Origin of the sequence: Tenacibaculum larymnensis (assembly GCF_028829235.1) — a bacterium.
Classification (GTDB): Bacteria; Bacteroidota; Bacteroidia; order Flavobacteriales; family Flavobacteriaceae; genus Polaribacter; species Polaribacter larymnensis.
Window position 1 is genome coordinate 173,519 of record NZ_JAIWJY010000003.1, and the last position, 26,501, is coordinate 200,019.

28 protein-coding genes are annotated in these 26,501 nt (G+C 37.8%); all 28 read left to right on the forward strand.

Annotated elements, in window-relative coordinates; translation table 11 throughout:
* The first annotated feature begins 32 nt into the window (after nucleotides 1–32).
* Nucleotides 33–662, forward strand: a complete 630-nt coding sequence (locus tag LCI24_RS05750; RefSeq protein ID WP_274639534.1) for a DUF3347 domain-containing protein — start codon at nucleotides 33–35, stop codon at nucleotides 660–662.
* Nucleotides 663–1,115: a heme-binding domain-containing protein gene (locus LCI24_RS05755; protein ID WP_110473903.1), complete on the forward strand. Its 453-nt coding sequence runs from the start codon at nucleotides 663–665 to the stop codon at nucleotides 1,113–1,115.
* A 24-nt stretch (nucleotides 1,116–1,139) separates the two neighbouring features.
* A complete protein-coding gene (locus LCI24_RS05760; RefSeq protein WP_110473902.1) occupies nucleotides 1,140–1,700 on the forward strand; it encodes a DUF3347 domain-containing protein in 561 nt (186 codons plus the stop codon).
* A 659-nt stretch (nucleotides 1,701–2,359) separates the two neighbouring features.
* Nucleotides 2,360–2,785, forward strand: coding sequence for a nuclear transport factor 2 family protein (locus LCI24_RS05765; protein WP_420802984.1), 426 nt, complete (start codon nucleotides 2,360–2,362; stop codon nucleotides 2,783–2,785).
* Nucleotides 2,786–2,821: 36 nt separating this feature from the next.
* Entirely contained in the window at nucleotides 2,822–3,379 is a 558-nt protein-coding gene (locus LCI24_RS05770) for a DUF2911 domain-containing protein (protein WP_274639535.1), read from the forward strand.
* Nucleotides 3,379–4,089: a PepSY domain-containing protein gene (locus LCI24_RS05775; protein ID WP_110473899.1), complete on the forward strand. Its 711-nt coding sequence runs from the start codon at nucleotides 3,379–3,381 to the stop codon at nucleotides 4,087–4,089. The genes LCI24_RS05770 and LCI24_RS05775 overlap by 1 nt, the downstream gene beginning before the upstream one ends.
* 4 nt (nucleotides 4,090–4,093) lie before the next feature.
* Nucleotides 4,094–5,896, forward strand: coding sequence for an efflux RND transporter periplasmic adaptor subunit (locus LCI24_RS05780; protein WP_274639536.1), 1,803 nt, complete (start codon nucleotides 4,094–4,096; stop codon nucleotides 5,894–5,896).
* Nucleotides 5,897–6,140: 244 nt separating this feature from the next.
* Complete coding sequence (locus LCI24_RS05785; protein WP_274639537.1) at nucleotides 6,141–6,707, forward strand: helix-turn-helix domain-containing protein; 567 nt, start codon at nucleotides 6,141–6,143, stop codon at nucleotides 6,705–6,707.
* Nucleotides 6,708–6,790: 83 nt separating this feature from the next.
* A complete protein-coding gene (locus LCI24_RS05790; RefSeq protein ID WP_274639538.1) occupies nucleotides 6,791–7,405 on the forward strand; it encodes a class I SAM-dependent methyltransferase in 615 nt (204 codons plus the stop codon).
* A 139-nt stretch (nucleotides 7,406–7,544) separates the two neighbouring features.
* Nucleotides 7,545–7,919, forward strand: a complete 375-nt coding sequence (locus LCI24_RS05795) for an ArsR/SmtB family transcription factor (protein WP_274639539.1) — start codon at nucleotides 7,545–7,547, stop codon at nucleotides 7,917–7,919.
* Nucleotides 7,916–8,530, forward strand: coding sequence for a mercuric transport protein MerTP (gene merTP, locus LCI24_RS05800; RefSeq protein WP_127137395.1), 615 nt, complete (start codon nucleotides 7,916–7,918; stop codon nucleotides 8,528–8,530). The genes LCI24_RS05795 and merTP (LCI24_RS05800) overlap by 4 nt, the downstream gene beginning before the upstream one ends.
* A gap of 17 nt (nucleotides 8,531–8,547) precedes the next feature.
* Nucleotides 8,548–8,889: a heavy-metal-associated domain-containing protein gene (locus LCI24_RS05805; RefSeq protein WP_099543538.1), complete on the forward strand. Its 342-nt coding sequence runs from the start codon at nucleotides 8,548–8,550 to the stop codon at nucleotides 8,887–8,889.
* A 59-nt stretch (nucleotides 8,890–8,948) separates the two neighbouring features.
* Nucleotides 8,949–10,625: a mercury(II) reductase gene (gene merA, locus LCI24_RS05810; protein WP_127137430.1), complete on the forward strand. Its 1,677-nt coding sequence runs from the start codon at nucleotides 8,949–8,951 to the stop codon at nucleotides 10,623–10,625.
* A 9-nt stretch (nucleotides 10,626–10,634) separates the two neighbouring features.
* A complete protein-coding gene (locus LCI24_RS05815; protein ID WP_127137394.1) occupies nucleotides 10,635–11,021 on the forward strand; it encodes a metal-sensing transcriptional repressor in 387 nt (128 codons plus the stop codon).
* Nucleotides 11,022–11,090: 69 nt separating this feature from the next.
* Nucleotides 11,091–11,360: a thioredoxin family protein gene (locus LCI24_RS05820; RefSeq protein WP_127137393.1), complete on the forward strand. Its 270-nt coding sequence runs from the start codon at nucleotides 11,091–11,093 to the stop codon at nucleotides 11,358–11,360.
* 17 nt (nucleotides 11,361–11,377) lie between these two features.
* The gene (gene merTP, locus LCI24_RS05825; RefSeq protein ID WP_274639540.1) at nucleotides 11,378–11,977 is read left to right on the forward strand and encodes a mercuric transport protein MerTP; all 600 of its coding nucleotides are present in this window, start codon (nucleotides 11,378–11,380) and stop codon (nucleotides 11,975–11,977) included.
* Nucleotides 11,978–12,135: 158 nt separating this feature from the next.
* A complete protein-coding gene (locus tag LCI24_RS05830) occupies nucleotides 12,136–14,394 on the forward strand; it encodes a heavy metal translocating P-type ATPase (RefSeq protein WP_274639541.1) in 2,259 nt (752 codons plus the stop codon).
* A 23-nt stretch (nucleotides 14,395–14,417) separates the two neighbouring features.
* Nucleotides 14,418–14,630 carry a heavy-metal-associated domain-containing protein gene (locus tag LCI24_RS05835; protein WP_274639542.1) on the forward strand — a complete coding sequence of 71 codons (213 nt, stop codon included), beginning with the start codon at nucleotides 14,418–14,420 and terminating at the stop codon, nucleotides 14,628–14,630.
* 14 nt (nucleotides 14,631–14,644) lie between these two features.
* Nucleotides 14,645–15,442: a M90 family metallopeptidase gene (locus LCI24_RS05840; RefSeq protein WP_274639543.1), complete on the forward strand. Its 798-nt coding sequence runs from the start codon at nucleotides 14,645–14,647 to the stop codon at nucleotides 15,440–15,442.
* A 49-nt stretch (nucleotides 15,443–15,491) separates the two neighbouring features.
* On the forward strand, nucleotides 15,492–15,833 hold the full coding sequence (locus LCI24_RS17000; RefSeq protein ID WP_313813179.1) for a DUF6660 family protein: 342 nt from the start codon (nucleotides 15,492–15,494) through the stop codon (nucleotides 15,831–15,833).
* A gap of 75 nt (nucleotides 15,834–15,908) precedes the next feature.
* Nucleotides 15,909–16,304 carry a hypothetical protein gene (locus LCI24_RS05845; RefSeq protein WP_226789943.1) on the forward strand — a complete coding sequence of 132 codons (396 nt, stop codon included), beginning with the start codon at nucleotides 15,909–15,911 and terminating at the stop codon, nucleotides 16,302–16,304.
* Nucleotides 16,305–16,421: 117 nt separating this feature from the next.
* Nucleotides 16,422–20,837 (forward strand): CusA/CzcA family heavy metal efflux RND transporter, encoded by a 4,416-nt coding sequence (locus LCI24_RS05850; RefSeq protein ID WP_274639544.1) that lies wholly within the window; start codon nucleotides 16,422–16,424, stop codon nucleotides 20,835–20,837.
* Nucleotides 20,838–20,854: 17 nt separating this feature from the next.
* On the forward strand, nucleotides 20,855–22,108 hold the full coding sequence (locus LCI24_RS05855; RefSeq protein ID WP_110473894.1) for an efflux RND transporter periplasmic adaptor subunit: 1,254 nt from the start codon (nucleotides 20,855–20,857) through the stop codon (nucleotides 22,106–22,108).
* Between the two features lie 115 nt (nucleotides 22,109–22,223).
* Nucleotides 22,224–22,562: a P-II family nitrogen regulator gene (locus tag LCI24_RS05860; protein ID WP_237602571.1), complete on the forward strand. Its 339-nt coding sequence runs from the start codon at nucleotides 22,224–22,226 to the stop codon at nucleotides 22,560–22,562.
* Nucleotides 22,563–22,577: 15 nt separating this feature from the next.
* Nucleotides 22,578–23,000 (forward strand): Fur family transcriptional regulator, encoded by a 423-nt coding sequence (locus LCI24_RS05865; protein WP_073217630.1) that lies wholly within the window; start codon nucleotides 22,578–22,580, stop codon nucleotides 22,998–23,000.
* Between the two features lie 44 nt (nucleotides 23,001–23,044).
* Complete coding sequence (locus LCI24_RS05870; RefSeq protein WP_274639545.1) at nucleotides 23,045–23,407, forward strand: SpoIIAA family protein; 363 nt, start codon at nucleotides 23,045–23,047, stop codon at nucleotides 23,405–23,407.
* Nucleotides 23,404–25,932 carry a heavy metal translocating P-type ATPase gene (locus LCI24_RS05875; RefSeq protein WP_274639546.1) on the forward strand — a complete coding sequence of 843 codons (2,529 nt, stop codon included), beginning with the start codon at nucleotides 23,404–23,406 and terminating at the stop codon, nucleotides 25,930–25,932. Before LCI24_RS05870 ends, LCI24_RS05875 begins: the two co-directional genes overlap by 4 nt.
* A 50-nt stretch (nucleotides 25,933–25,982) precedes the next feature.
* Nucleotides 25,983–26,420 carry a Fur family transcriptional regulator gene (locus LCI24_RS05880; RefSeq protein WP_045079535.1) on the forward strand — a complete coding sequence of 146 codons (438 nt, stop codon included), beginning with the start codon at nucleotides 25,983–25,985 and terminating at the stop codon, nucleotides 26,418–26,420.
* Nucleotides 26,421–26,501 lie beyond the last annotated feature (81 nt).

Here is a 26,501-nt window from a genome sequence, read left to right on the forward strand (position 1 = left end):
CATATATCAATAATAATTAAATCAAAAACAAAATGAGCAAATTAAAATTAGTATTAGGGATAGTTGCAATAGCATTTGTAACCTTAACAGCAGTGTCTTGTAAAGACGCTAAAACAGACAAGAATAATTCAACAGAGCATCATTCAGAGATGAATGCAGATGGAGACCATTCAAAAATGAATCACGATAATAGCGATGGTCATCACGATGGTGATAAAAAGGAAATGACGATGAATGGCAACGGTACCTCACAGGCCGTATTAAATGATTATTTCAGTCTTAAAGACGCTTTGGTAGCCGATGACAACGCAAAAGCGAAAAATTTAGGAGGTGTATTGGCTAAATCACTTAAAGCTTTTGACACTTCTAAATATTCAGGTAATGAGCAAAGTGAACTGAATGATATAATTGAAGACGCCATTGAGCACGCCGAACACATTGCCGAAAGTGCTATGAACCATCAACGGGAACATTTCAAAATATTGAGCAAGGATATTGCCGATATGATTGCCATAACTGGAACAGAAAATACTTTATACCAACAGTTTTGCCCAATGTATGATGGTGGAAGTGCGTGGTTGAGTATGAGTGAAGATATCAAAAACCCGTACTACGGAAGTAAGATGTTGACCTGTGGTAAGGTACAAAAAGAAATCAATTAGATGAAAATTGTAAAAATCATAGCAGTGGTTTTATTGGTGGCGTTTGTGGGCATACAGTTTGTGCCCACCGAGCGTAACCAAAGCGATGTCGTTCCAAAAACTGATTTTATGTTGGTCAACTCTGTGCCAGACCACATCAAGAGCAAGTTGCAAACTTCCTGCTATGATTGCCACAGTAACAATACTCAATATCCTTGGTACAATAAAGTACAACCCATTGCTTGGTTTTTGGAAGACCATATCAAAGAAGGAAAAGCAGAATTGAATTTCAATGAGTGGGATTCGTTATCAAACAGAAGAAAAAAGAGCAAGTTAAGATCCATCATCAAACAGATTGAAAATGACGAAATGCCTTTGGATTCTTATACTTTGATTCACAAAGATGCAAGCTTTTCAGAAGCCGAAAAACAGGAACTAATCCAATGGGTAGGACGATTAAAAGATAGTATATAAACAATAATAATTAAAAATAAGAAAATGAAAAATTTAAAAATGAGTATAGCAGCAATGCTATTGTTAACCCTTTCTTTTGCCAATGGACAAGAAAAAGAAAAAATGAACCACGATCACGCAACTATGAAAATGGACCATAGTAAAATGATGAATATGAACAATGATGCAAAAGTAGAAGCAATATTAAACGATTACTTCAACTTAAAAGATGCCTTAGTAGCAGATGACACCAAAAAGGCAGCCCAGGAAGGCTCTAAATTGGCTGCCTCACTAAAAGCATTTGATGCTTCAAAATATACAGCAGAAGAACAAAAAGAATTAGCTGATATTATTGAAGATGCCACTGAGCACGCCGAACATATTGCAAAAAGTGAAATGAGTCATCAAAGAGAGCATTTTAAAACCTTGAGTAAGGATATTTCAGATTTGATAGCAATTACAGGTACAAAAAGCACTCTGTACGAGCAGTTTTGCCCAATGTATGATGGTGGTAGCTCTTGGTTGAGTACAAGTGATCAAGTGAGAAACCCATATTATGGCAGTAAGATGCTCAAGTGTGGAAAAGTAAAAAAGACTATTAATTAGATAATCCCTTCTTTAAGATTAGGAATCGTTCTGGTTTATTAGTTAACAGAATGGTTCCTGTCTTAAGGAAATATTAATAGTCATTAAGTCCTGTCACGGGAAGGAAAAAATATTGATGGTTAGTGGTTAATTCCTTCCCTTGTCAGGCACAAAATTAATTTTTCCCCTAATTAATGGCAGCCGATAGGGAAAGAGGTAGAAGATTTGAAAGATTGGTAAAAAGAACCTCTTTCCTTAAAGGTATTAAAAATTGAAAAAGAAAAGTTTAGTAAAAGGTACTTGACTATGAGAGGAGAACCTATTTTTTGATTGATGGATAGAGGCTGACTCTCATTTTCAAGTACTATTTAAATATGAAATAGAAATTTAATTTAGCTAAAGTAATGAAAGATTGTTGCAAAGACAGCTGTAAACAGAATACTGAAAAATCAGTTGTCAAAAAATGGATTAATTATATAGTCTATGCAATACTTATCCTAATAGTTGGTGGTGCATTGATACTTCAATTATTTAGTTAAAACAACAAGTTAAAATGGTGATAGGGAATAGAATAAAGATATCTAAAATAAAAATCTAATAACAAACCTTTTAATACCAAAATTATGAAAACACTAAAACTAACAACAATGTTAATGCTATTGTTAATTACGACTAGCCAAATGTTCGGCCAAAATGTAAATGGAGAGATAGAAAAGGAGGCTGTTCTTAAAGTAATGAAAACTTATAAGGATGCCCTACAAAGCCTAACCACGGAAGGTACGTTCAAATTGTTTACCAAAGATTCCGAAGTCTTTGAATCTGGAGGAGTCGAGGGGTCCTATGCGAATTACATAGAACATCATTTAGGGCCTGAATTGGGGCATTTTGAAAAATTTGAATTTTCAGATTATGAGATTGATGTAAAGGTAGATACACCTTATGCATTTACCACCGAGACCTATATTTATACTATTGTTCTTAAAGCAGATGAAAAAGGCGATGCAAGAACAATTAAGAAAAAAGGAGTGGCAACATCTATCTTAAAGAAAGTGGATGGTGATTGGAAAATTATCAAAATGCATTCATCTTCTAGAAATATAAAATAATACATAATGAGACAATATTTTTCCTTTGGCCTTTTATTGTGTGCACTTCTTTTTACAAGCTGCAAGCAAGAAATAAAAGAAACCAAAACAATTCCTGAAAGCCCAAAAACTGACACCACAACGGAGTCGCCAAAAAAACCGTTGAGTCCACATACTTCAACGATGGCAATGATAGGGGGAGCCCACATCCATATTGACTATTCATCACCTGGAGTAAGAGACAGGATGATTTTTGGTGGTTTATTGGCATATGACCAAGTCTGGCAAGCAGGTGCGCATATGGCAACGTGGCTAGAGACAGACAAGGATTTAATAATTGATGGTCAAGAACTTCCCGCTGGGAAATATGGGTTCTTTACTATCCCATCAAAAAATGAATGGACAATAATTTTCAATTCCAATTGGGACCAACACGGAAAAGATGAGTATGACGAAAAAGATGATGTAATACGATTTGAGGTGACACCAATTATTTCAGATGAAATTACGGAGCATTTAGAATATAAAGTTAGCCAAGTTAGTAAAAACGAAGGCACTATAGCATTGGCTTGGGAAAAAGTGTCAATTAGTTTCAATTTTAAAGTGAAGCAATAATGGTAAATAGGCATACAGCATTAAAAATAAGAAAGGTTCATCGCTATTTGGGTCTGTTTCTGGGAATCCAATTCCTAATGTGGACTATCAGCGGAATGTACTTTAGTTGGACAAACATTGATGACATTCACGGCGACCAATTCCGTAATATGGACTATGTGCCAAAAGCATTTGACAACCTTATTAGCCCTTCACTTATTAAAAGTAATGAAGACATTCGTGAAATCGAAATAAGGGATATCAATAACGAGCCGTATTATTGGATAAACAATGAACAATTATATAATGCGAGAACTGGCGAAGCAAAAAAGACGATTTCTGAAGAAGAAGCCTTGTACATAGCCAAAAACCAGATGAAGGAGAATTTAAAAGTTTCCAATATCCAAAAGATAAACGAAGTGGGCGACCATCACGAATATCGTGAAAAATTATTGCCTGCCTATGTGATATCGTATGATACCGATGAGGCTCTAAAGGCCTACGTTTCAGTAACCGATGCAAAATTCCAAACTGTAAGGCACAGGGCGTGGCGTTGGTTCGATTTTTTGTGGATGACACACACTATGGACTATGAAGGGCGAGATAATTTTAATACCATTGTTTTAAGAGTATTCTCATTGTTGGGATTAATAACCGTATTGAGTGGTTTTTTACTTTGGTATACATCATCACCTACAATTAGAAAAATAAATAAGAGAACAAAAAAGTAATATTATGAATAAAAACATTATTTACATAAGTGTTGCGGTAATTGTTGGCCTGTTTGGTGGCTATCTAATTTTCGGTAGAGGTTCTGCTGATACAGCAACAAACACAGTTATGGATGGTCACAACCACTCAGAGGAAATCGCTACTAACCAAATGTGGACTTGTTCGATGCACCCACAGATTATGCAACCGGAACCAGGAGATTGCCCTATTTGCGGAATGGATTTAATACCTGCTGAAGCAGGAGCAGATGGTCTTATGGCAGACCAGTTTAAAATGACAGATAATGCAATGGCATTGGCCAATATTCAAACATCCATTGTTGGTCAGGGAGAGATTGGAAATAATATCCTAAAATTATCTGGAAAGATAAAAGCCAATGAAGAATCTAATGCTGTACAGGTAACCTATTTTGGAGGTAGAATAGAACAATTATATGTTAATTCTACTGGAGAACGTGTAGGCGCAGGCCAGCGCTTGGCTACGATATATTCGCCAGACTTGGTTGCAGCACAGCAAGAATTGCTTACCGCATCATCCTTAAAAGAGTCGCAACCCGAATTGTACAAGGCTGTAAGGAATAAACTGAAATTATGGAAGCTTTCCGAAAAGCAAATTAACGCTATTGAGTCAGCTGGAAAAGTGCAAGAATACTTTCCAGTTTTTGCAACTGTATCAGGAACGGTAACAATGAAAATGGTTGAAGAAGGGGACTATGTAAAACAAGGGCAACCCTTATATAAAATAGCCAACCTCAATACGGTATGGGCAGAGTTTGATGCCTATGAAAACCAAATTGCTTCCTTGAAAGTAGGACAGACCATTAAAGTAACTACCAACGCATATCGTAACGAAGTATTTGATGCAAAAGTCTCTTTTATAGACCCACTATTAAATTCAGCAACGCGAACTATCGTGGTACGAGCGGTACTAAATAATAAAAACGACCTATTTAAACCAGGAATGTTTGTTGAAGGTAAAATTGAAGGTACTCAAGAAAACACCACAAATAAAATAACAGTTCCTGCTACAGCTGTGATGTGGACTGGTGAACGTTCTGTGGTTTATGTCAAAACAAATCCTAACGAGGCTGTTTTTGAAATGAGAGAAGTCTTACTTGGTAATGCCAATGGAGACACCTATACCATACTTGAAGGCCTTGAAAATGGAGATGAAGTGGTTACCAATGGCACATTTACCGTAGATGCTGCTGCACAGTTACAGGGCAAGAAAAGTATGATGAACACGGCAGGAGGTAAGACAATGACTGGCCACGAAGGGCATTTGGGTATGCAAGGAAACAATACTGGGGATAATGTGGTGAATACAGACCATTCTGAAATGAAAGAAAGGATAGCTGTTTCAAAGAAATTTCAAAATCAATTGAAGCAGGTTTTTGATGATTATATCCTTGTAAAAGATGCTTTGGTTAATGACGATGCTAAAAGTGCACAACAAGCAGGAAAGCAAATAATCCAATCCTTAAAAAATGTTGATATGAAGTTGCTGTCCGATGAAAAAGCACACAACCATTGGATGACCATTCAGAAGGAATTAAATGCTTCAGCGAATGCTATTTCTGGTAGTACAGATATTTCAAAGCAAAGAGGACATTTTAAGCATTTGTCTGCGCATATGATTAGTAGTGTACAGCTCTTTGGGGTTAATACAAACGTATATATCCAGTTTTGTCCAATGGCAGACAACAACAAGGGAGCTTATTGGATAAGTTTAGAAGAAGAAATCCGAAATCCATATTATGGTGAGGCAATGTTAACCTGTGGAGAAGTTAGAGACACATTAGAATAATCAGGTTTAGCATTGATTGGTAAATGACGGATTCTTCAGACTCTAATATTTTAAGGAGAAGAAAGATGATGAGTGAAAGTAGAAGAAATAGGAGAAAAAACAAGAAAAATACGCATCAGCAGAAAAATCCAATAACAAAAAAGGATAGGGTAATCGGAATTTCAGCGATGATAGGACTTTTTATTGCTGCTGTAATTTTGATTATTTATTTAAATCTTGAATTTATCAAGTATCTGTTTTATTTATGAATAATACCATCCACATAAAAAATATGGTCTGTCCAAGATGTATATTGGCAGTTTCCCAAATTTTGGTAGAGTTGAACATTACGTACAAAACCATTAAGTTAGGCGAAGTGGAGTTGGTTTCAATACTCAATGAATCCAAAAAAGAATCTTTGTCACATAAGCTACAAAATGCAGGTTTTAGTTTGATTGACGACCGTAAAAGTCAACTTATTGAACAAATGAAAAATTTAGTGGTGGATAAAATCCATCATTCTTCCGAAGATTTGGACGTTAAATGGGCAGATTATATAGGGGAAAATATTCATCTTGATTATAAATATTTAAGCTCACTGTTTTCATCGGTTGAAAGTATCACCTTTGAGCAATACATTATCAACCAAAAAATTGAACATATAAAAGAACTTTTAGTTTACGACGAATTAACTTTGAGTGAAATAGCCTTTAAAATGAATTACAGTAGTGTGGCCTATTTGAGTAACCAATTTAAAAAAGTTACAGGAATGACACCTTCACAGTTTAAAAAAGCAATTGACAAAAACCGTAAATTTTTGGATGAGATTTAAAGTGTTTTCTCTGCTATTAATTGGGATAATTTAAAATCAAAATTATATATCAATATATTTAAAAGCCGAATAAAGGCATTAAAATGAAATTAGACAGAAAGAAACATTGGGAATCAGTTTACGAAACTAAAAATCCAGACCAAGTAAGTTGGACACAAGAAACACCAAAAACTTCGCTGGAGTTTATTCATTCATTTGGACTAAATAAAAATGCAAAAATCATCGATGTTGGAGGTGGCGACAGTAAACTTGTTGACCATTTACTTGAAGAAGGATTTAATAACATTACTGTACTAGACATTTCAGAAAGAGCAATTGCTAAAGCAAAAAACAGGCTTGGAAAGAAAGCAAACAAAGTTAATTGGATTGTAAGCGACATTACCGAATTTGAGCCTCATTCGTCTTTTGATGTTTGGCACGACAGGGCAACTTTTCATTTTCTTACTACGGACCAACAGATAAAAAAATATATTAAAATAGCGACAAAATGTGTAAGCGGTTATTTAATAATAGGAACCTTTTCGTCAAATGGACCAAGAAAGTGTAGTGGACTTGACATAAAGCAATACGACGAAGATGAATTAACTATGGAATTGAAAAATGGATTTGATAAAATACAGTGTGTAACGGAAGACCACTTGACACCATTCAACACCACACAAAATTTCTTGTTCTGTAGTTTTAAAAAACAATTGTAACGATATAAGCCAGCAACATATTTAGTTTTCGTCAATAGTAATTCCCTTTAAAAACGATAAAGAGCTAAAATCTTCCTAACAATTTAAAGTTTATTATTTTAGTATTTGCTTAAATAAGAAATAAATTTACCTTTGTGTTATGGAAAATAATTCGTGTATAAGGCAACAAGCCGATTTAGAACAAATAAACCGTTGTAAAGAAACAGTTTCGGAATTAAACGAATCATTCGACTATTTGGCGAACGGTCTATCATTGGTTGGAAATAGTGTTCGACTAAAAATTCTTTACCTACTCTTTGAGGAGAAACGACTTTGCGTTTGCGACTTAAGTGATATTCTCGAAATGAATATTTCTGCTATCTCTCAACATTTGAGAAAAATGAAGGACAGAAATTTATTGGAAACCGAAAGAGATGCTCAAACGATTTTTTACTCACTAACCCCTGAATATTCAACATTATTAAATCCGTTTTTTGAAATACTCGATAAAAACAAAGTTTTAGAAACGATATGAAAAGTGAAAACAAATTAATTGGTGCAGGTTTGTTAACTGCAATTACAGCCTCTTTATGTTGTATTACACCCGTTTTGGCTTTAATCGCGGGAACAAGTGGAATTGCCTCAACATTTTCTTGGCTTGAGCCTTTTAGACCTTATCTAATCGGGCTAACAATTTTAGTGCTCGGCTTTGCTTGGTATCAAAAACTAAAACCTCAAAAAGAAATCGATTGTGAATGCGATACGGACGACCTGCCTGCCGGTAAGGAAGGAAAATCAAAATTTATACAGTCAAAAACCTTTTTGGGAATAGTAACAGCATTTGCAATTATAATGCTGGCATTTCCATATTATTCATCCATTTTTTATCCGGATAATAAAAAAGAAGTGGTCATTGTAAACCAATCAAATATTCAAACTGTAAACTTTAATGTTCAAGGAATGACTTGTGCTGGCTGTGAAGAAAGCATAAAACACGCTGTAAATGAATTGGACGGTATTATAAATGTAACCCCTTCGTATGAAAAGGGAAATGCCATCGTAGAGTTTGATAAGTCTAAAACCTCTAAAGTAGCTATTGAAAAGGCAATTAATTCAACAGGATACAAAGTTATAAAAGATAAATAAACGCAAAATTACCCATTATGAAAAAACTATCAATAGTGCCTATTTTGGCTTTAATGCTGTTTTCTTTTCAGGCCAAATCACAAAGCAAGGAGGTTACAAATCAAGTTGTGGAAGTAGCTTCAAAGAAACACAATGCAACCACGGTGAAATTTAAAATTACAGGCATTACTTGTGCTGGTTGTTCCAATGCTATTTATAATGCATTAAAGGAAGTAGATGGTGTTTTGGAACATTCGGTTGAATACCCTGGAGATATTGCTGTTATTGAGTTTGATGGTTCAAAAACAAGTATCAAAGCCCTAAAACTTATCATAGAAAAGAAAGGGTTTAAGGCCGAAGTAATTAAAGGGAAGGTCTAATTTTTAATAAGTAAACAGTACCGATTTCAATGAAAAATACAGCTAAAATGAAAATCAAAATGCCTCAAAATAGAGAAACCATTACATTGGAAATTGAGGGTATGACCTGTGAAGGTTGTGCAACACATATCGAAAAGGATATGAACGCAACTGAAGGAGTTTTAAGTTCCACAGTTAACCACGAAACCGGAAAAGGCGAATTTAATTTTGATGCTGATAAGATGAGTAAGGCAAATGTAATAGATGCTATAAACAGCGTTGGTGATTATTCGGTTGTAAATAATGTCGACGAGGAAGAGGTTTCCGCTGTAAATTCCAAAGGCCAAAATCAATTCGATTTAATAATTATTGGTGGTGGTTCAGCTGCATTTTCAGCAGCCATTAAAGCTGAAGGTTTAGGGCTCACAACACTTATGGTAAATGCAGGATTAGATTTTGGTGGCACTTGCGTAAATGTGGGTTGTGTACCGTCTAAAAACCTTATTCGGGCTGCCGAAACGGTACGTCTCGCTACGCATTCCAATTTTAAGGGTATAAAACCTAAAGGAGCAGACATTGATTTTACACAAACCATAAAAGATAAAAAAGCATTGGTTGCTTCACTTCAGCAACAAAAATATATGGATGTGGTAAGTGATTTTGAAAACCTGATAATGCGTACAGGTTGGGCTGAACTTGTTGATAATAAAACAATCCTTGTGGATGGAAAAGACACCTACACAGCAACCAACATTCTAATGGCAACAGGAGCAACTACCAATATTCCAAATATTGAAGGACTGAATGAGGTTGGTTATTTAACCAATGTGACCTTGTTCGATTTAGAGGAAAAACCTGAAAGTTTGACCATTATGGGAGCTGGTTATATTGGTTTGGAAATTGCGATGGCTTACAACAGATTGGGTGTAAAAGTACGTATCATTGAATTTACCGACAGGCCATTACGCAGTCAAACAAAAGATATTACAGATGTTTTGGTAGAACAAATGAAAAGTGAAGGGATTGAAATCCTTCCAAACTTTAGAGCGTTTAAATTTGAAAAGAAAGGTAACGATACAATTATTCATTGTAATTGTCCTGATGGTTCCACAACTCAAATTGTTGAAAAAGGACATATTGTGGTGGCTACAGGGACGAAGCCTAACACCTCTAAATTAGGGCTTGAGAATATCGGCCTAAAGTTAACAGTAAGCGGCCATATTATTGTAAATGAAAAAATGGAAACCAATATTTCCAATATTTATGCAGCAGGAGATGTCACCATTACACCGGCATTTGTTTATACAGCAGCAACCGAAGGTAGTACAGCAGTGCACAATGCGTTTTCATCAACAAAAACAAGTATTGATTATTCATCATTACCTTGGGTAGTATTTACAGATCCTCAAATCGCAGGAGCAGGTATAGATGAAATTGAAGCAGAAAAAAAGGAAATTCCTTTTGAAGTCAGTAAACTTGATTTAATTCACGTTCCAAGAGCCTTGGCAGCTCAAGATACCAGAGGGTTCATAAAACTGATACGCAACACTGAAACCGATAAATTAATAGGCGCAAGAGTAGTTGCACCTGAAGGTGGTGAACTGATACAACAATTGAGTATGGCTATTAAATTTGGAATCACTGTAAAAGATTTAGCAGAAAGCTTTTATCCATATTTAACTTTAGGAGAATCTGTTAAACTGGCAGCGATTACCTTTGGGAAAGATGTTTCCAAATTAAGTTGCTGCGCGAGTTAAGTTTGAGTTATGAAAGGAGAACAGTACAAATTACCTACTGATTTAATCTTGGATATTAAATCCAGATTAAAAACTTTGAGTGGTCAATTAAACGGCATTGTTAAAATGCTTGATGAAGGAAAGGACCCCGAACAAATAAACATACAGTTCAAATCCATTGATAAGGGGATTCAAAAAGCACATTACTTACTGCTAGATGAAGTCTATCGAAAAGCACTTGCTATTGGAATTGTAAAGGCCGTGGACTCTTGCCCAGGCAATTGTGGCAATGAAGATAAAATTGAATATTTAAAAAGTGAATTCCCAAACTTAGAATTATCCGATTTAACTAACAAGTTAAAAGAAATTCAAGCCATTGAAACTCGATTAAAAAACTACAACGAAAAAAAAGGTTAAAAAAAGTTTGGTGACCCCCTACCTAACGTTCTCATCTTTGTTCCATTATTAATTTAAACATAACATAAGATGAAACGACAAATTGAGATTTTTACAGCAGGTTGCCCGGTATGCGAGCCTGTGGTACAATTAGTAAAGGAGACAGCAGGAAAGGACTGCGAAATCACACTTCATAATCTGTCCGAGCAATGCGAAAGTAAAATCTGTGTTTCAAAAATGAAGGAATATGGGGTTACAAGAGTTCCTGCCATTGCTGTTAACGGAAAACTTCTGAATTGCTGCACCAACATCGAAATCACAAAAGATGATTTGGTAAATGCTGGAATAGGAAACTGTTAGGTATGGCAATTAATAAATTGAACAAAAAGGCATCTATGGGGACTGCTGTATTTTCAGCAGTTTCCCTTAAACTATGCTGCTGGGGTCCTTTGCTACTTACAAGTGTAGCTGGTATTGGTGGAAGCTCGGTGTATTTTTCTTGGCTTATTGCCTTGAAACCTTATCTGTTGGTTATAGCATTTTTGTCATTGGGACTGGCCTTTTATCAGGTTTATAAAAAAAAGAAGGTGGACGATTGTGGTAACTGTGATATGGCTAAGCCATCATTTTTTAAGTCGAAATTCTATTTGTGGTTGGTTACAGTGTTTGTTGTTGTAATGACATTGGTTTCTTATTATCCACAAGTATTTCATTCAACGGAGAAAGTAGGAATTGTTGCAACAAACAATACCGATATTCAAACTGTAAAGTTGAATATTGAAGGGATGGTATGCTCTGGTTGTGAAGAAAATATCAACCATTCTGTAAATAAAATTGACGGGGTTACAAATGTATCTACGTCTTTTGAAGAAGGGACTTCAATTATTGAATTTGATACCACTAAAACGAATATCGATGAGATAAAAAAGGTCATCCAATCAAAAGGGTATTTGATTACAAATACTAAAGACCGATAGACACGTCCCCATTATGATTATAAGAGACATAAATTATTCCAATTGGGTAGTATGTAATAATTCGTGAAGAGTAAATTCTACAAATCATTCAGCATATAACGTAACACATTACAGTCTTTTAATCCTGAAATTTGTAACATACAAATAAGAACGGATTTATGGAGACAATCAACATATTTGAAACCAAAAAGAAGAATCATAAACAGGGTGTGAAAGAATCATTTCCAGTTACGGGAATGACCTGTGCCTCTTGTGCAGCGAGTGTTGAATCTGTATTAAAACACACAGAAGGTGTGTTTGATGCAAGTGTTAATTTTGCCAATAGTTCCGTTCTTGTGGAATATGACAAGGAGTTGAGTCCAAATCAACTTCAAAACGCGCTTCGTGAGGTCGGTTACGATATTATAATTGATGCCGAAGACCCTTCGGAAGTACAGCAAGAACTTCAGCAAAAGCATTATCAGGACATAAAAAACCGAACCATCTGGTCGGCGATACTTACGCTACCCATTTTTGTGTTGGGAATGTTCTATATGCAATGGGAACCAGGCAAATGGATTTCATTGGTATTGGCCTTTCCAATTCTTTTTTGGTTTGGGCGCAGTTTTTTCATCAATGCCTTCAAGCAGGCCAAACACGGTAAAGCAAATATGGATACCTTGGTGGCGTTGAGTACCGGAATCGCCTTCCTCTTTAGTGTATTCAATACCTTTTTTCCTGAATTTTGGTTAAGTCGTGGCATCGAGCCTCACGTATATTACGAAGCGGCTACCGTGATTATCACCTTTATTTCCTTGGGGAAACTATTGGAAGAAAAGGCAAAATCAAATACATCTTCAGCCATTAAAAAACTAATGGGGCTTCAGCCTAAAACCCTTAAAATTATTGAGAATGGGCAAGAGAGGGAAATCCCTATTTCATCCGTACAGGTTGGTCAGACCATTTTGGTGCGTCCCGGAGAAAAGATTCCCGTGGATGGAGAAGTTTCCAAGGGAAGCTCATATGTAGATGAAAGTATGATTACTGGAGAACCCGTTCCAGTTCAGAAATCCCAAGGGGAAAAGGTATTCGCTGGTACCGTTAATCAAAAAGGAAGTTTTCAATTTACCGCTGAAAAAGTAGGTGGAGAAACCCTGCTTTCCCAAATCATTAAAATGGTTCAGCAAGCGCAAGGGAGTAAGGCACCCGTTCAAAAACTGGTCGATAAGATTGCCGGTATTTTCGTTCCTGTGGTATTGGGTATTTCCATTGTAACCTTCATTGTCTGGATGTCTTTAGGAGGCGCTAATGCCTTTTCACAAGCCTTATTGACCTCTGTAGCAGTATTGGTAATCGCCTGTCCTTGTGCTTTGGGATTGGCAACACCTACCGCCATTATGGTGGGAATTGGTAAAGGCGCAGAAAATAATATCCTTATAAAGGATGCCGAAAGTTTAGAACTCGGTCATAAAGTGAATGCGGTCATTCTTGATAAAACGGGCACCATTACAGAGGGAAAACCTTTAGTAACTGATATATTCTGGAAGGATAAGCTTGAAAATCAAAACCAATACAAACAAATTCTTTTGGCAATAGAAGCACAATCAGAACATCCTTTGGCAGAAGCGGTAGTCAACCATTTAAAGGATGAAAAAGTTGAGCAAGCTGAAATTGCTTCTTTTGAAAGTATTACAGGGATGGGTGTGAAAGCTCAAGCAAAAAATGGGTCGATATACTATGTGGGGAATCATAAACTAATGTTTGAGAGAAATATTCAAATCGATGCTTCCTTGATGCAAACAGCAGAAAGCCTCGAAGAGCAAGCGAAAACAGTCATTTTCTATGGAAATGATGAACAAGTGCTGGCGATACTCGCTATTGCAGACAAGATTAAGCAAACTTCAAAAAAGGCCATAGCAACGCTTCAAGAACGAGGCATTGATGTCTATATGCTTACAGGAGATAATAATAAAACTGCATCTGCTGTCGCAAAACAAGTAGGAATAACAAATTACCAAGGCGAAGTGATGCCTTCAGAGAAAGCAGCTTTTGTGGAAAAACTGCAAGCTGATGGTAAGATAGTAGCTATGGTTGGTGATGGCATCAATGATTCCCACGCTTTGGCACAAGCCAATGTAAGTATCGCAATGGGTAAAGGTTCGGACATAGCAATGGACGTTGCGAAAATGACATTGATAACGTCTGATTTGCAATCTATTCCAAAAGCGTTGGAACTATCAAAAAGAACCGTATTGGGCATACGTCAGAATCTATTTTGGGCATTCATTTATAATCTCATTGGTATTCCAATTGCAGCAGGCGTTTTGTATCCCGTAAATGGATTCTTATTGGACCCAATGATAGCAGGAATGGCAATGGCATTCAGTAGCGTTTCTGTAGTCGCGAATAGCCTAAGATTGAAACGAGTAAAACTTTAAGATTAATAATAAATTCAATTACAATGAAAACTTTAAAATTTAAAACAAATATCAATTGTGGTGGTTGCGTCTCTAAAGTAACCCCCTTTTTAAACAAGCAAGAAGGTATTGAAAGTTGGGAAGTGGATACCTCTAATCCTGATAAAATTTTAACCATTGAAAGCGATGGCGCTACCGAAGAAGATGTAAAGGCTACATTGCAAAAAGTAGGCTTTAAAGCGGAACCAGTAGATTAATACCTCGGTATAATATGGTTTATATTTTAATTTTGGTTGTGATTCTTCTGTTTGCTATTCATTTTTATCGAAAAGCGAAGCGGCATAGCGTGAAGCCATTTCCAGAGCATTGGCACAAATTATTAATGGAGAATGTTCTTTATTATGAAAATCTTTCTAAAGGCAGGCAACTTGTTTTTCAACAAAAAATGATGCAATTCTTAAGTGAGGTGTATATTGATGGTGTGCAGTTTGAATTGGAAGAATTGGACAAAATTTTAGTTGCGGCAAGTGCAGTTATTCCTGTTTTTGGCTTTAAAGAATGGCATTACACTAATTTAAGTGGCATTCTATTGTATCCAGATAATTTTAATGAAGATATGCAATTTAGCAGTAAGGATAACTCACGCAATATTGGTGGTATCGTTGGGAATGGACGTTTTGAGAAGCAAATGATTTTATCTAAAAAAGCATTGTACCACGGTTTTAAAAATACAACCGATAAAAGTAATACGGGCATACACGAGTTTGTGCACCTTATTGATAAGCTAGATGATAGTACGGATGGCGTTCCAGAACGATTATTAGAACATCAATATGCAATACCTTGGCTGAATTTAATCCATAAGGAGATGGAAGCGATAAATGATAATCATTCTGATATCCGAAAATACGGAGGTACAAATCAGGCTGAATTTTTTGCAGTAGCTTCAGAATATTTTTTTGAGCGACCCGATTTACTTAAGAGTAAACATCCTGAGCTTTATGAGATGTTGGTGAAATGCTTCAATCAGAATTTGAGTTCTAGTGCTTCAATTAATAAAATAATGTGATATTATTTTTTGCAACCCAGTTGCATAAAAATTCAGCTATATTTGCAATGTGAAATTCTTGGTAGTTATATTATCCTTTTACTTTTTGGCACTTAATGTTGTGCCTTGTAGCGATGCAGAAAAGATTAATGACGATTCCCAAGTTGTTACGGTAACCGATTTTGAAGGTGACCACGACCAAGACTGCGAATTATGTTCGCCTTTCTGCCAATGTCATTGTTGCCACGTTCACACCATAAATTTCGGGCTTGCTGTATTCGAGCCATTACAACCTGCAATTCTACACGAATTTTTCGCCAATTTTGATAACCTCGGCAAAGATATCCCACATTCCATTTTACTGCCAACGGTTATAATTCAGTTTCCTAGAAGAGGTTTTTTTGATTTTTAATAAACATACTCAAGGATTGTCAAAATTACTTTGCACAACCTGTGCATCGATTAATTTGTATCTTTGTCAAACTTTATGAAAATATTCTTTTCCATATCAATGTCAATTTTATTCTTTTTTCAGGGAATTAGCATTGATATGGACTTTTGTGGACCAATTAAAGAAATTTCAAGCATTATTACCCATTATCAAGACCATAAAGTTTATGGAGACTCTTTCCTTGAATATGTAGTTGAAGATTACATTGACAATGATGCAAAAAATGAAGGGCATCATAATAACCCAGATAAGGAGAATACACCAGTCCATTCCCATCATCAATGTTGTCACCCTTTAGTATTAATTATTGCGAACAACAATTCGGCTTTAACCAATCGACTAAAGTTTGAAGAGAAAAAACAGTTTAACTTACATAAAGTAAACTTCACTTCCAGATATCTGGAATCGCTTTTCCAACCCCCTAAAGTATAATTCAGTTTTTTTAGGATAGTTATATCCTACCGTGATGCTTTTCAAAGTAAGTATCGCATCATAAACGCATTGCATCTCTTTGCATTGCGATGTTTAAACTGAATTAATACTTTTTCTATGATTAACAAAATCATTTCATTTTCCATTAATAACAAGTTTATTATTGGGCTCTTTATAGTGGCACTTGTAGGTACGGGCATTTGGTCTATGGCCACTATAAATCTGGGTTCTGTACCCGATATTACCAACAACCAAGTACAGGTTATTACAGTTGCCCCAAATTTAGGTACTGAAGATATTGAGCAGTTTGTAACCTATCCGGTAGAATTGGCAATGGCAAATCTTCCTGATGTTATCGAACTGCGTTCGGTGTCTCGTTTTGGGTTGTCTGTAGTTACCATTGTTTTTAAGGACGAGGCAGGCACTTATCTTCCCCGGCAATTGGTGCAAGAGAAATTAACCGAAGTTGCTGGAGAAATTCCTGAAGGCTTTGGTACGCCATTTATGGCACCAATAACTACAGGTCTGGGCGAAATTTACCAATACACCCTAAAACTAAAAGAGGGCTACGAAGATAAATACGATGCAATGGAGCTTCGTACTATTCAAGATTGGATTGTAAAACGCCAAATGGCATTAGTTCCAGGAGTGGTCGAGGTCAATGCTTTTGGAGGGTATGTGAAACAATATGAAGTGGCCATAAATCCTGATAAATTAAAAAGTTTTGGCATTACAATGAATCAGGTTTTTGAAGCCCTGAAAGTGAACAATGCCAATACAGGTGGTGCTTATATCGAGAAAAACCACCAAGCAAATTTCATTCGCGGAGAAGGTTTGGCGCGTAGCATTGAAGATTTGGAAAACACCGTTGTAACCACACAAAACGGAAGCCCTGTTTTAGTGCGGGATGTCGCTGAAAAAGTGGGCTATGGGAATCAGGTGCGATATGGTGCGTTTACCCAAGATGGCCACGAATCTGTTGGTGGACAAATACTGATGCTGAAAGGCGAAAGTCCAAGTAACGTTATAGAAAATGTTGAAAAGCGCATTGTAGAAATCCAAAAATCCTTACCGGAAGGCGTTTATATTGATGCTTTTTTAAGTCGAAGTGAACTTATTGAGGCAACCACAAGTACCGTTAAAACAAATCTAATAGAAGGTGCCCTTATTGTCATATTTGTTTTGGTCTTGCTTTTAGGAAGCTTCCGTGGTGGCTTGATAGCAGCGTCGATAATCCCTTTATGCCTATTATTTGCATTTATTTTGATGAAACAATTTGGCATTTGGGCAAATTTAATGTCCTTGGGTGCGATCGATTTTGGGATTATTGTAGATGGTGCGGTGATTATCGTGGAAGGAGCGGTTTTCCACATTCATCAACGGATGAAAAAATCCACAACCGCCATTAACCAAGCTGAAATGGATGAAATCGCCTATGACTCTTCAAGTAAAATGATGAATTCTGCCTTCTTCGGTCAACTAATTGTTCTTATAGTTTTTACACCTATTCTGTTTTTGACCGGTGTGGAAGGGAAAATGTTTCGACCAATGGCATTTACATTTGGTTTTGCCGTTTTAGGGGCAATTATTCTTTGCCTTACCTACGTACCAATGATGTCATCATTATTTTTAAAACCTGCTAAAAATCAAAATAGTTGGTTTGCCAAATTTGAAAACAAGATTGATAGGTTCAGTGATAAAATTATGGGGGTTCTGAATCGTATCTATCTGCCAATATTAAATTTTGCACTTCGCTTTAGGGCTGGTGTGGTTATAGGAGCGGTTTCATTGCTATTAATTGCAGGATTTGTATTTAGCAATATGGGAGCAGAATTTGTCCCGAAATTTGATGAAGGCGATATTGCCTTTCAAGCCTTGATAAAACCAGGGAGCAGTCTTACAGAATCTATTGAGGCTTCAAAAAAACTTCAGAATTTAATCAATGAATTTCCAGAAGTAAAAACGGTAGTTTCAAGGATTGGTGTGGCCGAAATACCAACAGACCCAATGCCTATGGATATTGCGGATAGTTATATTATTCTTGAAAAGGACAAGAGTAAATGGACATCCGCAGATAGTAAAGAAGAACTCATAGAAAAAATACAAGAAAAAATTTCAGTAGTGCCTGGTGTAAACTTTGTGTTTACACAACCTGTTGAACTTCGATTTAATGAATTGCTGACTGGCGTTCGTGAGGACGTAGCCATCAAATTATATGGAGAAGATTTAAACGTGTTGGCAGATAAGGTTCAGGAAATTGCTGCGGTCATACGGAAAGTTCCGGGTGCTGCAGACCTTAACGTAGAGGCTACAAGTGGTTTGCCCCAAATGACCGTGGTGTATAACCGCGCAAAAATGGCTCAATACGGAGTAACCGTTGACAAGCTGAATGATTATGTGAGTGCATCGTTTTCAGGAGAAGCCGCAGGTGTGATTTTTGAGGGCGAAAAACGCTTTGATGTGGTCATTCGTTTGGCGGAAGACTTTAGGCAAGACATCAACAGCCTTAAGAATTTGTATATCGATTTGCCAAACGGAGCGCAAGTGCCTTTAAAGGAAGTCGCGGACATCAGTTACAAACCAGGACCAATGCAGATTTCAAGGGACAATACCTCGCGGCGTATTTCGGTTGGTGTCAATGTTCGTGGGCGAGATGTAAAATCGATGGTTGAGGAGATTCAGCAAAAACTGGAAACGGAAGTGAAACTGCCACCGGGATATTATGTTACTTACGGAGGGTCATTTGAAAACCTGCAACGTGCGTCAGACCGATTGATGATCGTAGTCCCAATCGTTTTAATAACAATATTTGTTCTGCTTTACTTTGCTTTGAATTCATTTTCACAAGCCTTGATGATCTATATGGCGGTACCTTTGGCAGCCATAGGTGGCGTTTTCGTTTTGTGGATTCGTGGAATGCCTTTCAGTATTTCGGCGGGAGTCGGGTTTATCGTACTCTTCGGAGTTGCCGTATTAAACGGCTTGATTCTTATAAACAAATTCAATGAACTAAAAGACAGTGGAATGACAGATATAAAAAAACGTATATACGAAGCTACGCACGAACGTTTACGTCCAATTTTATTGACAGCCATTACAACAATTATGGGCTTTATCCCAATGGCGGTTTCCACCTCTGGTGGTGCCGAAGTACAACGACCATTGGCAACAGTAGTGATTGGAGGAATGCTTACGGCAACCTTTCTGACCTTGGTGGTTATTCCTATTCTTTATTACTGGCTCGAATCGAGAAAAGAACGAAACAATAACGATGGAGCTATAAGCTATGTCAACAAATCAACTAACATTGTAACCGTATTATTGATGGTTGGCGGTTTGATGGCTTCTGGAACTGCTTTTGCCCAAGACACCAATGCAGATGGAACAATTCCAAAAACCTTGACCGTGGATGAGGCCATCGCTTTGGCAAAACAGAATTATCCTTCTCTTAAAGAAAGTCAAGCCTTTATAGAACGTGAACAGGCTATGAAAGGCACAAGTTTCGACTTGGGCAGTACGCAAGTTTTTACGGGAAAGGAAGAATATGGCAATAATCTTCCCGGAGTACAGACTACCATTGGTGTGCAACAGGGCAACATTGATTTGCTTTCAGGATTTTCAAAATCGAAGTTTTACAAAGAGCGTATTGCCTTGGGAGAAAAGTTTTATGTGGCCAATGAACAACAGTTGGTGCGCAATGTGATGCAAGCCTATGACCAAATTAATTATTACAAGGCACAGTTGCGTTTTGCAGAACAGCTGGATAGTGTTTATATTAATTTTAGGGAGGCTGCTGAATTGCGTTATGAAACAGGGGAAACCGGGAAATTGGAATTTATTGCAGCATCTTCGGAATATCAGCAAATACAAGTATTAAAACAACAAGCCTATGATGATATTGAAATTGCCAAACGTGCTTTAAAACAGTATTTGGGAACGGATGAAAGCATTGAAACGGTGAACGATTTTTACGAGCCATTGGATTTTATGGCAAATTTGGATTCTACCTCGGTAGCAAACAACCCAATATTGCAATATGCGTTGCAGAACGCCGAAGTAAGTAAAGCAAATGTGGGCGTTGAAAAATCCCAATTCCTACCGAAATTTAATTTATCGTTCGGACGGCAAGTTGTGGATGATGTTTCAGGCTTTAATACCTATCAGGCAGGTATCAGTATTCCGTTGTGGTTTTTTCCGCAGAAATCAAGGGTAAAGGCAGCCAAGGCAGATGCAATGGTCGCAGAAAATCAATATTTGGAGCAAAAGGCAACCACCGAAAGTAGGGTGTCGCAATTGTTCAAATCCCTTGAAAAAACGCGGAAAATATTGCAGTATTATGAAGAAGGCGCATTGCTTTTGGCGGAAGAACAAATAACCACCGCAGAATTGGCATCCAAGGAAGGCGAAATAGATTATGTCAACTATATAACCATCCTTAACAGTGCCATCAGGATAAAGCAAACACATTTGGAATACATCAATCAATACAACCAACAATCTATTGAGGTACAATATCAGTTGGGTAATCTATAATATAATAAAGAAGAAAAATGAAGAATATACTATTAGTAAGTACCGTATTATTTACACTTATGTTTATGAGTTGTAACGATGGCCAAAAATCTGAACTTGGGCATAACGAAGCTGAAGGCGTATCAAAAACCGAAGCAGGTGGCGAAGATGCACACGGCGAAGAAGGTCACGACGAAGAAGAAGGAGGCCATAGTGAGGAAGAAGGCGTTGTAGAACTTACAAAGCAACAGGCTGAAACCATCGGTTTGGAAATGAAACCTCTGGAGGAACGGAATTTAGGGAACAACATTAAGGTAACGGGTACGCTGGAACTTTACCCACAGGACAAGGCGAACATCAGTCCGTTTGTTGGTGGAAATGTGAGTTCCATAAAAGTTGTACCTGGAGATAACGTAAGCAAAGGACAGGTGCTTGCGTATATTGAGCATCCAGATATCATTGCAATTCAACAGGATTATCAGGAAAAAAATGATGAACTGGTCTTTTTGAAACAGGATTTTGAGCGTAAGCAGACTCTTTATGATAAAGGTGTTTCTTCTGGCAAGGAATTTCAGATGGCGCAGTCAAAATTTCGTTCCACAACATCCAGCGTCAATGGTTTGCGTTCCCAATTGAGACTGTTGGGCATCAACCCGGACAAGGTGGCTGAAGGCCAAATATATTCCGCAGTTCCCATTATCACGCCCATAAGTGGCTATGTGGATGAAGTAATGATTAGTCTGGGCGATTATGTGGCACAACAATCCAAAATGTTCTCAATAAGCGATAATTCAAAGATTTATGTCAACTTCAAAGTATATGAGAAGGACATAAAGCAAATCAAGAAAGGGCAACAGATATATTTTTCAACGGCTTCTCGTCCGGACGAACTGCTTAAGGCAACCGTTAGGTCTGTTGGCAAAACCTTCAATACTGACCCAAAAGCATTGGAAGTTTTGGCAGATATTGAGAACAAGGATAAAAACCTGTTGCCGGGTATGTACGTGGAAGGACGCATAGTGCAGGGCGAGAAAAAAGGTTTTGCAGTACCGGAAGCTGCCATTATAAAAGAAGGCGAGCAATCCTTTATTTTTATTTTGGATGAAGATGAAGCAATGGAAGCGAACAAAATGAAATTTAAAATGGTACCCGTAACGGTTGGACTAACTGATTTGGGCTTTGTTGAAGTCAATCTTCCTGCCGAAGTTTCAACGGATGCCAAAGTGGTCATCAAAGGAGCTTATAACCTGTCTTCTGAAATGGTTAAAGGCGAACTGGAACACGACCATTAATTCAAGAAAAACCAAAGGTTTTGATTCCGAGTTTGTTTATCGTCTTAATTAGTTTGTTAAAAATTAGAAAACAGGCTCGGTTCAAAATCGATTAAAAATTTAAAAAATTCATAATATGAAGGAAATAAAAGCATTTATAAAACCGAACCGAATCCAAAGAGTCATTGAAGCACTATCTGATAATGGGTTCAAAAGTATGACCCTTTCACAAGCTGAAGGCACTGGTGCATTCAAATCAAAAGGTGCAAGACCGTCGCTGGATTTTCACGTTACAGACAGTCCAGTGGTTAAGCTGGAACTGGTCTGCCAAAATGAGGAAGCCCAAGCAGCCATTGAAACAATTTTAAAAAATGGTAAAACTGAAGAACCAGGAGATGGTATCATATACATAGCCAATATAGAGAATGCCTTTCAGATTAAAACGGGAGATTCCTTAAAACGGTACGACCTATAAAACATTTTAGTGCAAATGGAAAAAATAGTCCAACTTCTGGAAAGCAAAGGAATACGACCTACGGCAATGCGCCTAATGACCTACAAACGTTTGGCAGAATTAGAGGTGGCCATCAGTCTTGGCGATTTGGAAAAGGATTTTAAGGTCAGTGAAAGAAGCACCCTATTTAGGACTATGAAAGCGTTTGAGGAAAAAGGTATTGTACATCAAATTGAGGATGGGACAGGTGTTATAAAATACGCCCTTTGCGAAGAAAATTGTGAGTGCGAGGTTGGCAACGACCTTCATTTACACTTTCATTGCAACAATTGTAATGAAACTGTCTGTTTAACAGAGCATAAAATCCCTCATATCAACTTACCTGATGGCTACATTACCGAGGACATTAACTTGGTGGTAAAGGGTATTTGCGAAAAATGCAGCGACAATCTGGATTAAACGTTTGGTTTTTAAATTCAATTATCATTTATAAATAGTGAGCAATGATAACAATCTATAAAAAAGAGGCTACTGTATATATGGTGGCAGAGAATAAGCTGGATGCCAAGGATTATGAAAACTTGATACCGGTCTTAATAGAACATATAACTGCATATCAGGAAGTTTCTTGGTACATCGAAATGCATAATTTTGAAGGCTGGACGGCAAACGCATATTGGAAGGGCATTGAGTTAAATCTTCCGAATGAAACGCATTTAAAGCGTGTTGCTTTAGTGGGTAGCGTTAAATGGCAGGAGCAATTTACCGAGGCATTGCTTCCTTTTTCAGAAGCTCATATAAAATTTTATAAGCCAGAAGAAAAAGACGATGCCAAAGAATGGATAAAAAAAAATAGTAAAAAATGAAAAAAATACAACTAAAAATTCCAGTTATCCTTCCGCAAGTTCCAAACGAAAAAGATACTTGTGTTGAGCGGCTTATAAAAGAATTACAGGCTAAAGAGGGCATCGAAAAAGTACACGTTGCCGATACAAAGGAAGATGACACACCACAGCTCTGTTTTCATTATGACCCCGATATCATTTCTATAGACCGCATTCAATCTCTCGCAGAACAGACGGGTGCCGAGATTACCGAAAAATACGGGCATTTGCTCATAGAGGTTAAAGGAATCAGACATACAAGACAGGCACGTTCCATAGAGAAAAGTCTTTTGGCAATCAATGGGGTTTTGGAGGCTTCCGTTTCGGCCTCTGGAATGGTGCGCCTTGAGTTTGATAAAAAGCAAACAAATTTTGATGAAATAAGTAAACAGATTGAAAAGGAAGACCTTCAGGTTCAGCGGAGTTCTTCAAACGAAAATAATTACACCGAAGCATCCAAAAAAAAACAGGAACGTTCAAAGAAGGAAGATACTAAAGAGCAAACTTCCACAGAGGGCCACGAGCACAAGGAGGGCGAGACCCACGAGGAAGGAGAAGAGCACGCCCATGGTGGGGTTTTCGGTAAAAATACGGAGCTTATTTTTTCCATTATCTGTGGGGCACTTCTCGGGATAGGTTTCGGGCTTTCTTATGTGGAATCCATCCCAGATTGGGTCAGTCTTACTTTGTACATTGGCGCGTACTTTTTCGGTGGTTTCTTTACGGCCAAGGAAGCGGTTCAAACTGTGGCCAAGGGTGGTTTTGAAATTGATTTTTTAATGCTGGTCGCTGCCATTGGTGCCGCCATTCTGGGAGAATGGGCAGAAGGTGCACTGTTGTTGTTTTTATTTAGCCTTGGGCACGCCTTGGAACATTACGCAATGAACAAAGCAAGAAAAAGCATTGCTGCGCTTGCAGACCTTGCACCAAAAACAGCATTGCTTAAAAAAGATGGCAAGACCGAAGAAGTTGGAATTGAGCAATTGAGTATTGGCGATATTATAGTGGTCAAGCCCAATAGTAAAATATCCGCAGATGGCGTCGTGGTCAACGGAAAAAGCAGTGTAAACCAGGCCCCTATTACTGGGGAAAGTGTACCCGTGGATAAACTTCCCGTGGAAGATACAGGCAGGGACTATTCGGCAGACGATGATATTAAGGATGAAAATCGGGTATTTGCCGGAACTATCAACGGTAATAACACGCTGGAAATAAAGGTAATCAAAGAAGCCAAAGACTCTACCCTGTCCCGACTGGTCAAATTGGTCAACGAGGCACAGACCCAGAAGTCCCCCACGCAACTGCTGACCGATAAGTTCGAAAAATACTTTGTGCCATCCGTACTGATACTGGTTGGTATCCTACTCTTTGCCTTTCTGGTCATTGACGAACCGTTTAGTGCCAGCTTTTATCGTGCAATGGCGGTATTGGTAGCTGCAAGTCCCTGTGCACTGGCCATTTCAACACCAAGTGCCGTATTGAGCGGTGTGGCAAGGGCAGCACGTGGCGGCGTGCTCATCAAAGGTGGGCGACCACTTGAGGATTTAGGGGTCATAACCGCTTTGGCTTTTGATAAAACAGGCACGCTTACCGAAGGCAAGCCCAAACTTACCGAAGTAGTACCATTGGGGGATATTGAAGAAAATGAACTGTTAAAGATAGCCGTTGCCGTTGAAAACTTGAGCGACCACCCTTTGGCCAAAGCCGTCGTAAGGGATGGGAAAGAGCGTCTGAAAGGTACTGATATTATCGATGCGTCAGATTTGGAAGCAGTTCTCGGAAAAGGTATCAAAGCTTCTTTGGGCAAGGATAAAATCTATATTGGAAACCTTGACTTGTACGAAGACCTCGATGAAGCAAAACCATCCGAAGATATATCGAATAAAGTAAAAGAACTTGAAGGTGGTGGAAATACTACGATGCTCATAAGAAGGAACAAAGAATATATAGGTATCATCGCCCTGATGGACACCCCACGGGAAGCGGCCAAGGAAACACTGAAAAAATTAAAGGAAATCGGTATCAAGCGGATGATAATGCTAACCGGGGATAATCAAAAGGTTGCCGATGCCGTTGCTAAAGAAATTGGGTTGACCGATGCCTGGGGAAGCCTGTTGCCAGAGGAAAAGGTAGATGCCATTAAAAAATTAAAAGAACAGGAATCCAAAGTCGCAATGGTAGGCGACGGTGTGAACGATGCCCCTGCAATGGCAAACAGCACAGTAGGTATCGCAATGGGTGCAGCGGGCAGTGATGTGGCCTTGGAAACTGCAGACATTGCCCTAATGGCCGATAAATTGGAAACCCTGCCCTTTGCCATAGGCTTGAGCAGGAAGGCAAAGGCAATTATCAAGCAAAACCTTTGGGTAAGCCTCGGTATTGTGGCATTGCTTATCCCATCGACCATTATGGGTTGGGCCAATATCGGTATTGCAGTGGTCATCCACGAAGGCTCAACATTACTTGTGGTTTTTAATGCGTTAAGGCTTTTGGCTTATAAGAAATAGCATCAAATATATGTTTTGAAAAAAGGGTTTGCTTTTGAATTAATATTGCAATGACTAAAACGGAAAAGATACTATTAAATCACGGTATTCGACCTACTCAAATGAGGTTGAAGATATACAAGTTCCTGAAAAGGAAGCAAAGTGCCGTGTCCTTTTCCGATTTGAAAAAGGCTTTTGTTCAAAAGAGCGAAACCAATAAAACAGCAAACAGAACGACATTTTATCGAAATCTCAAGATTTTCGAGGATAAAGGGCTGATTCATCAGATTAATGATGGGGTCGGAGTGGCAAAATATGCTATTTCTGATGAAAACGCCAAAGATAAATACGGTATAGATTTACATCTGCATTTTCATTGTACCGATTGCAGAAGAACAATCTGTTTACCGAATAAGATATCGAAAGAAAGCTTGCCAGACGATTATGAAGTGAGAAATGTGAACCTGATATTAAAGGGAATATGTGAAAAATGCAGGCAAAAATATTAGATGGAAGTTTCAGAATTCTGAACCCTTGGGTCCAATGGTCAGGTTCAGGTTTCTTCCACCTTCTCTAACTTAAAAAATATT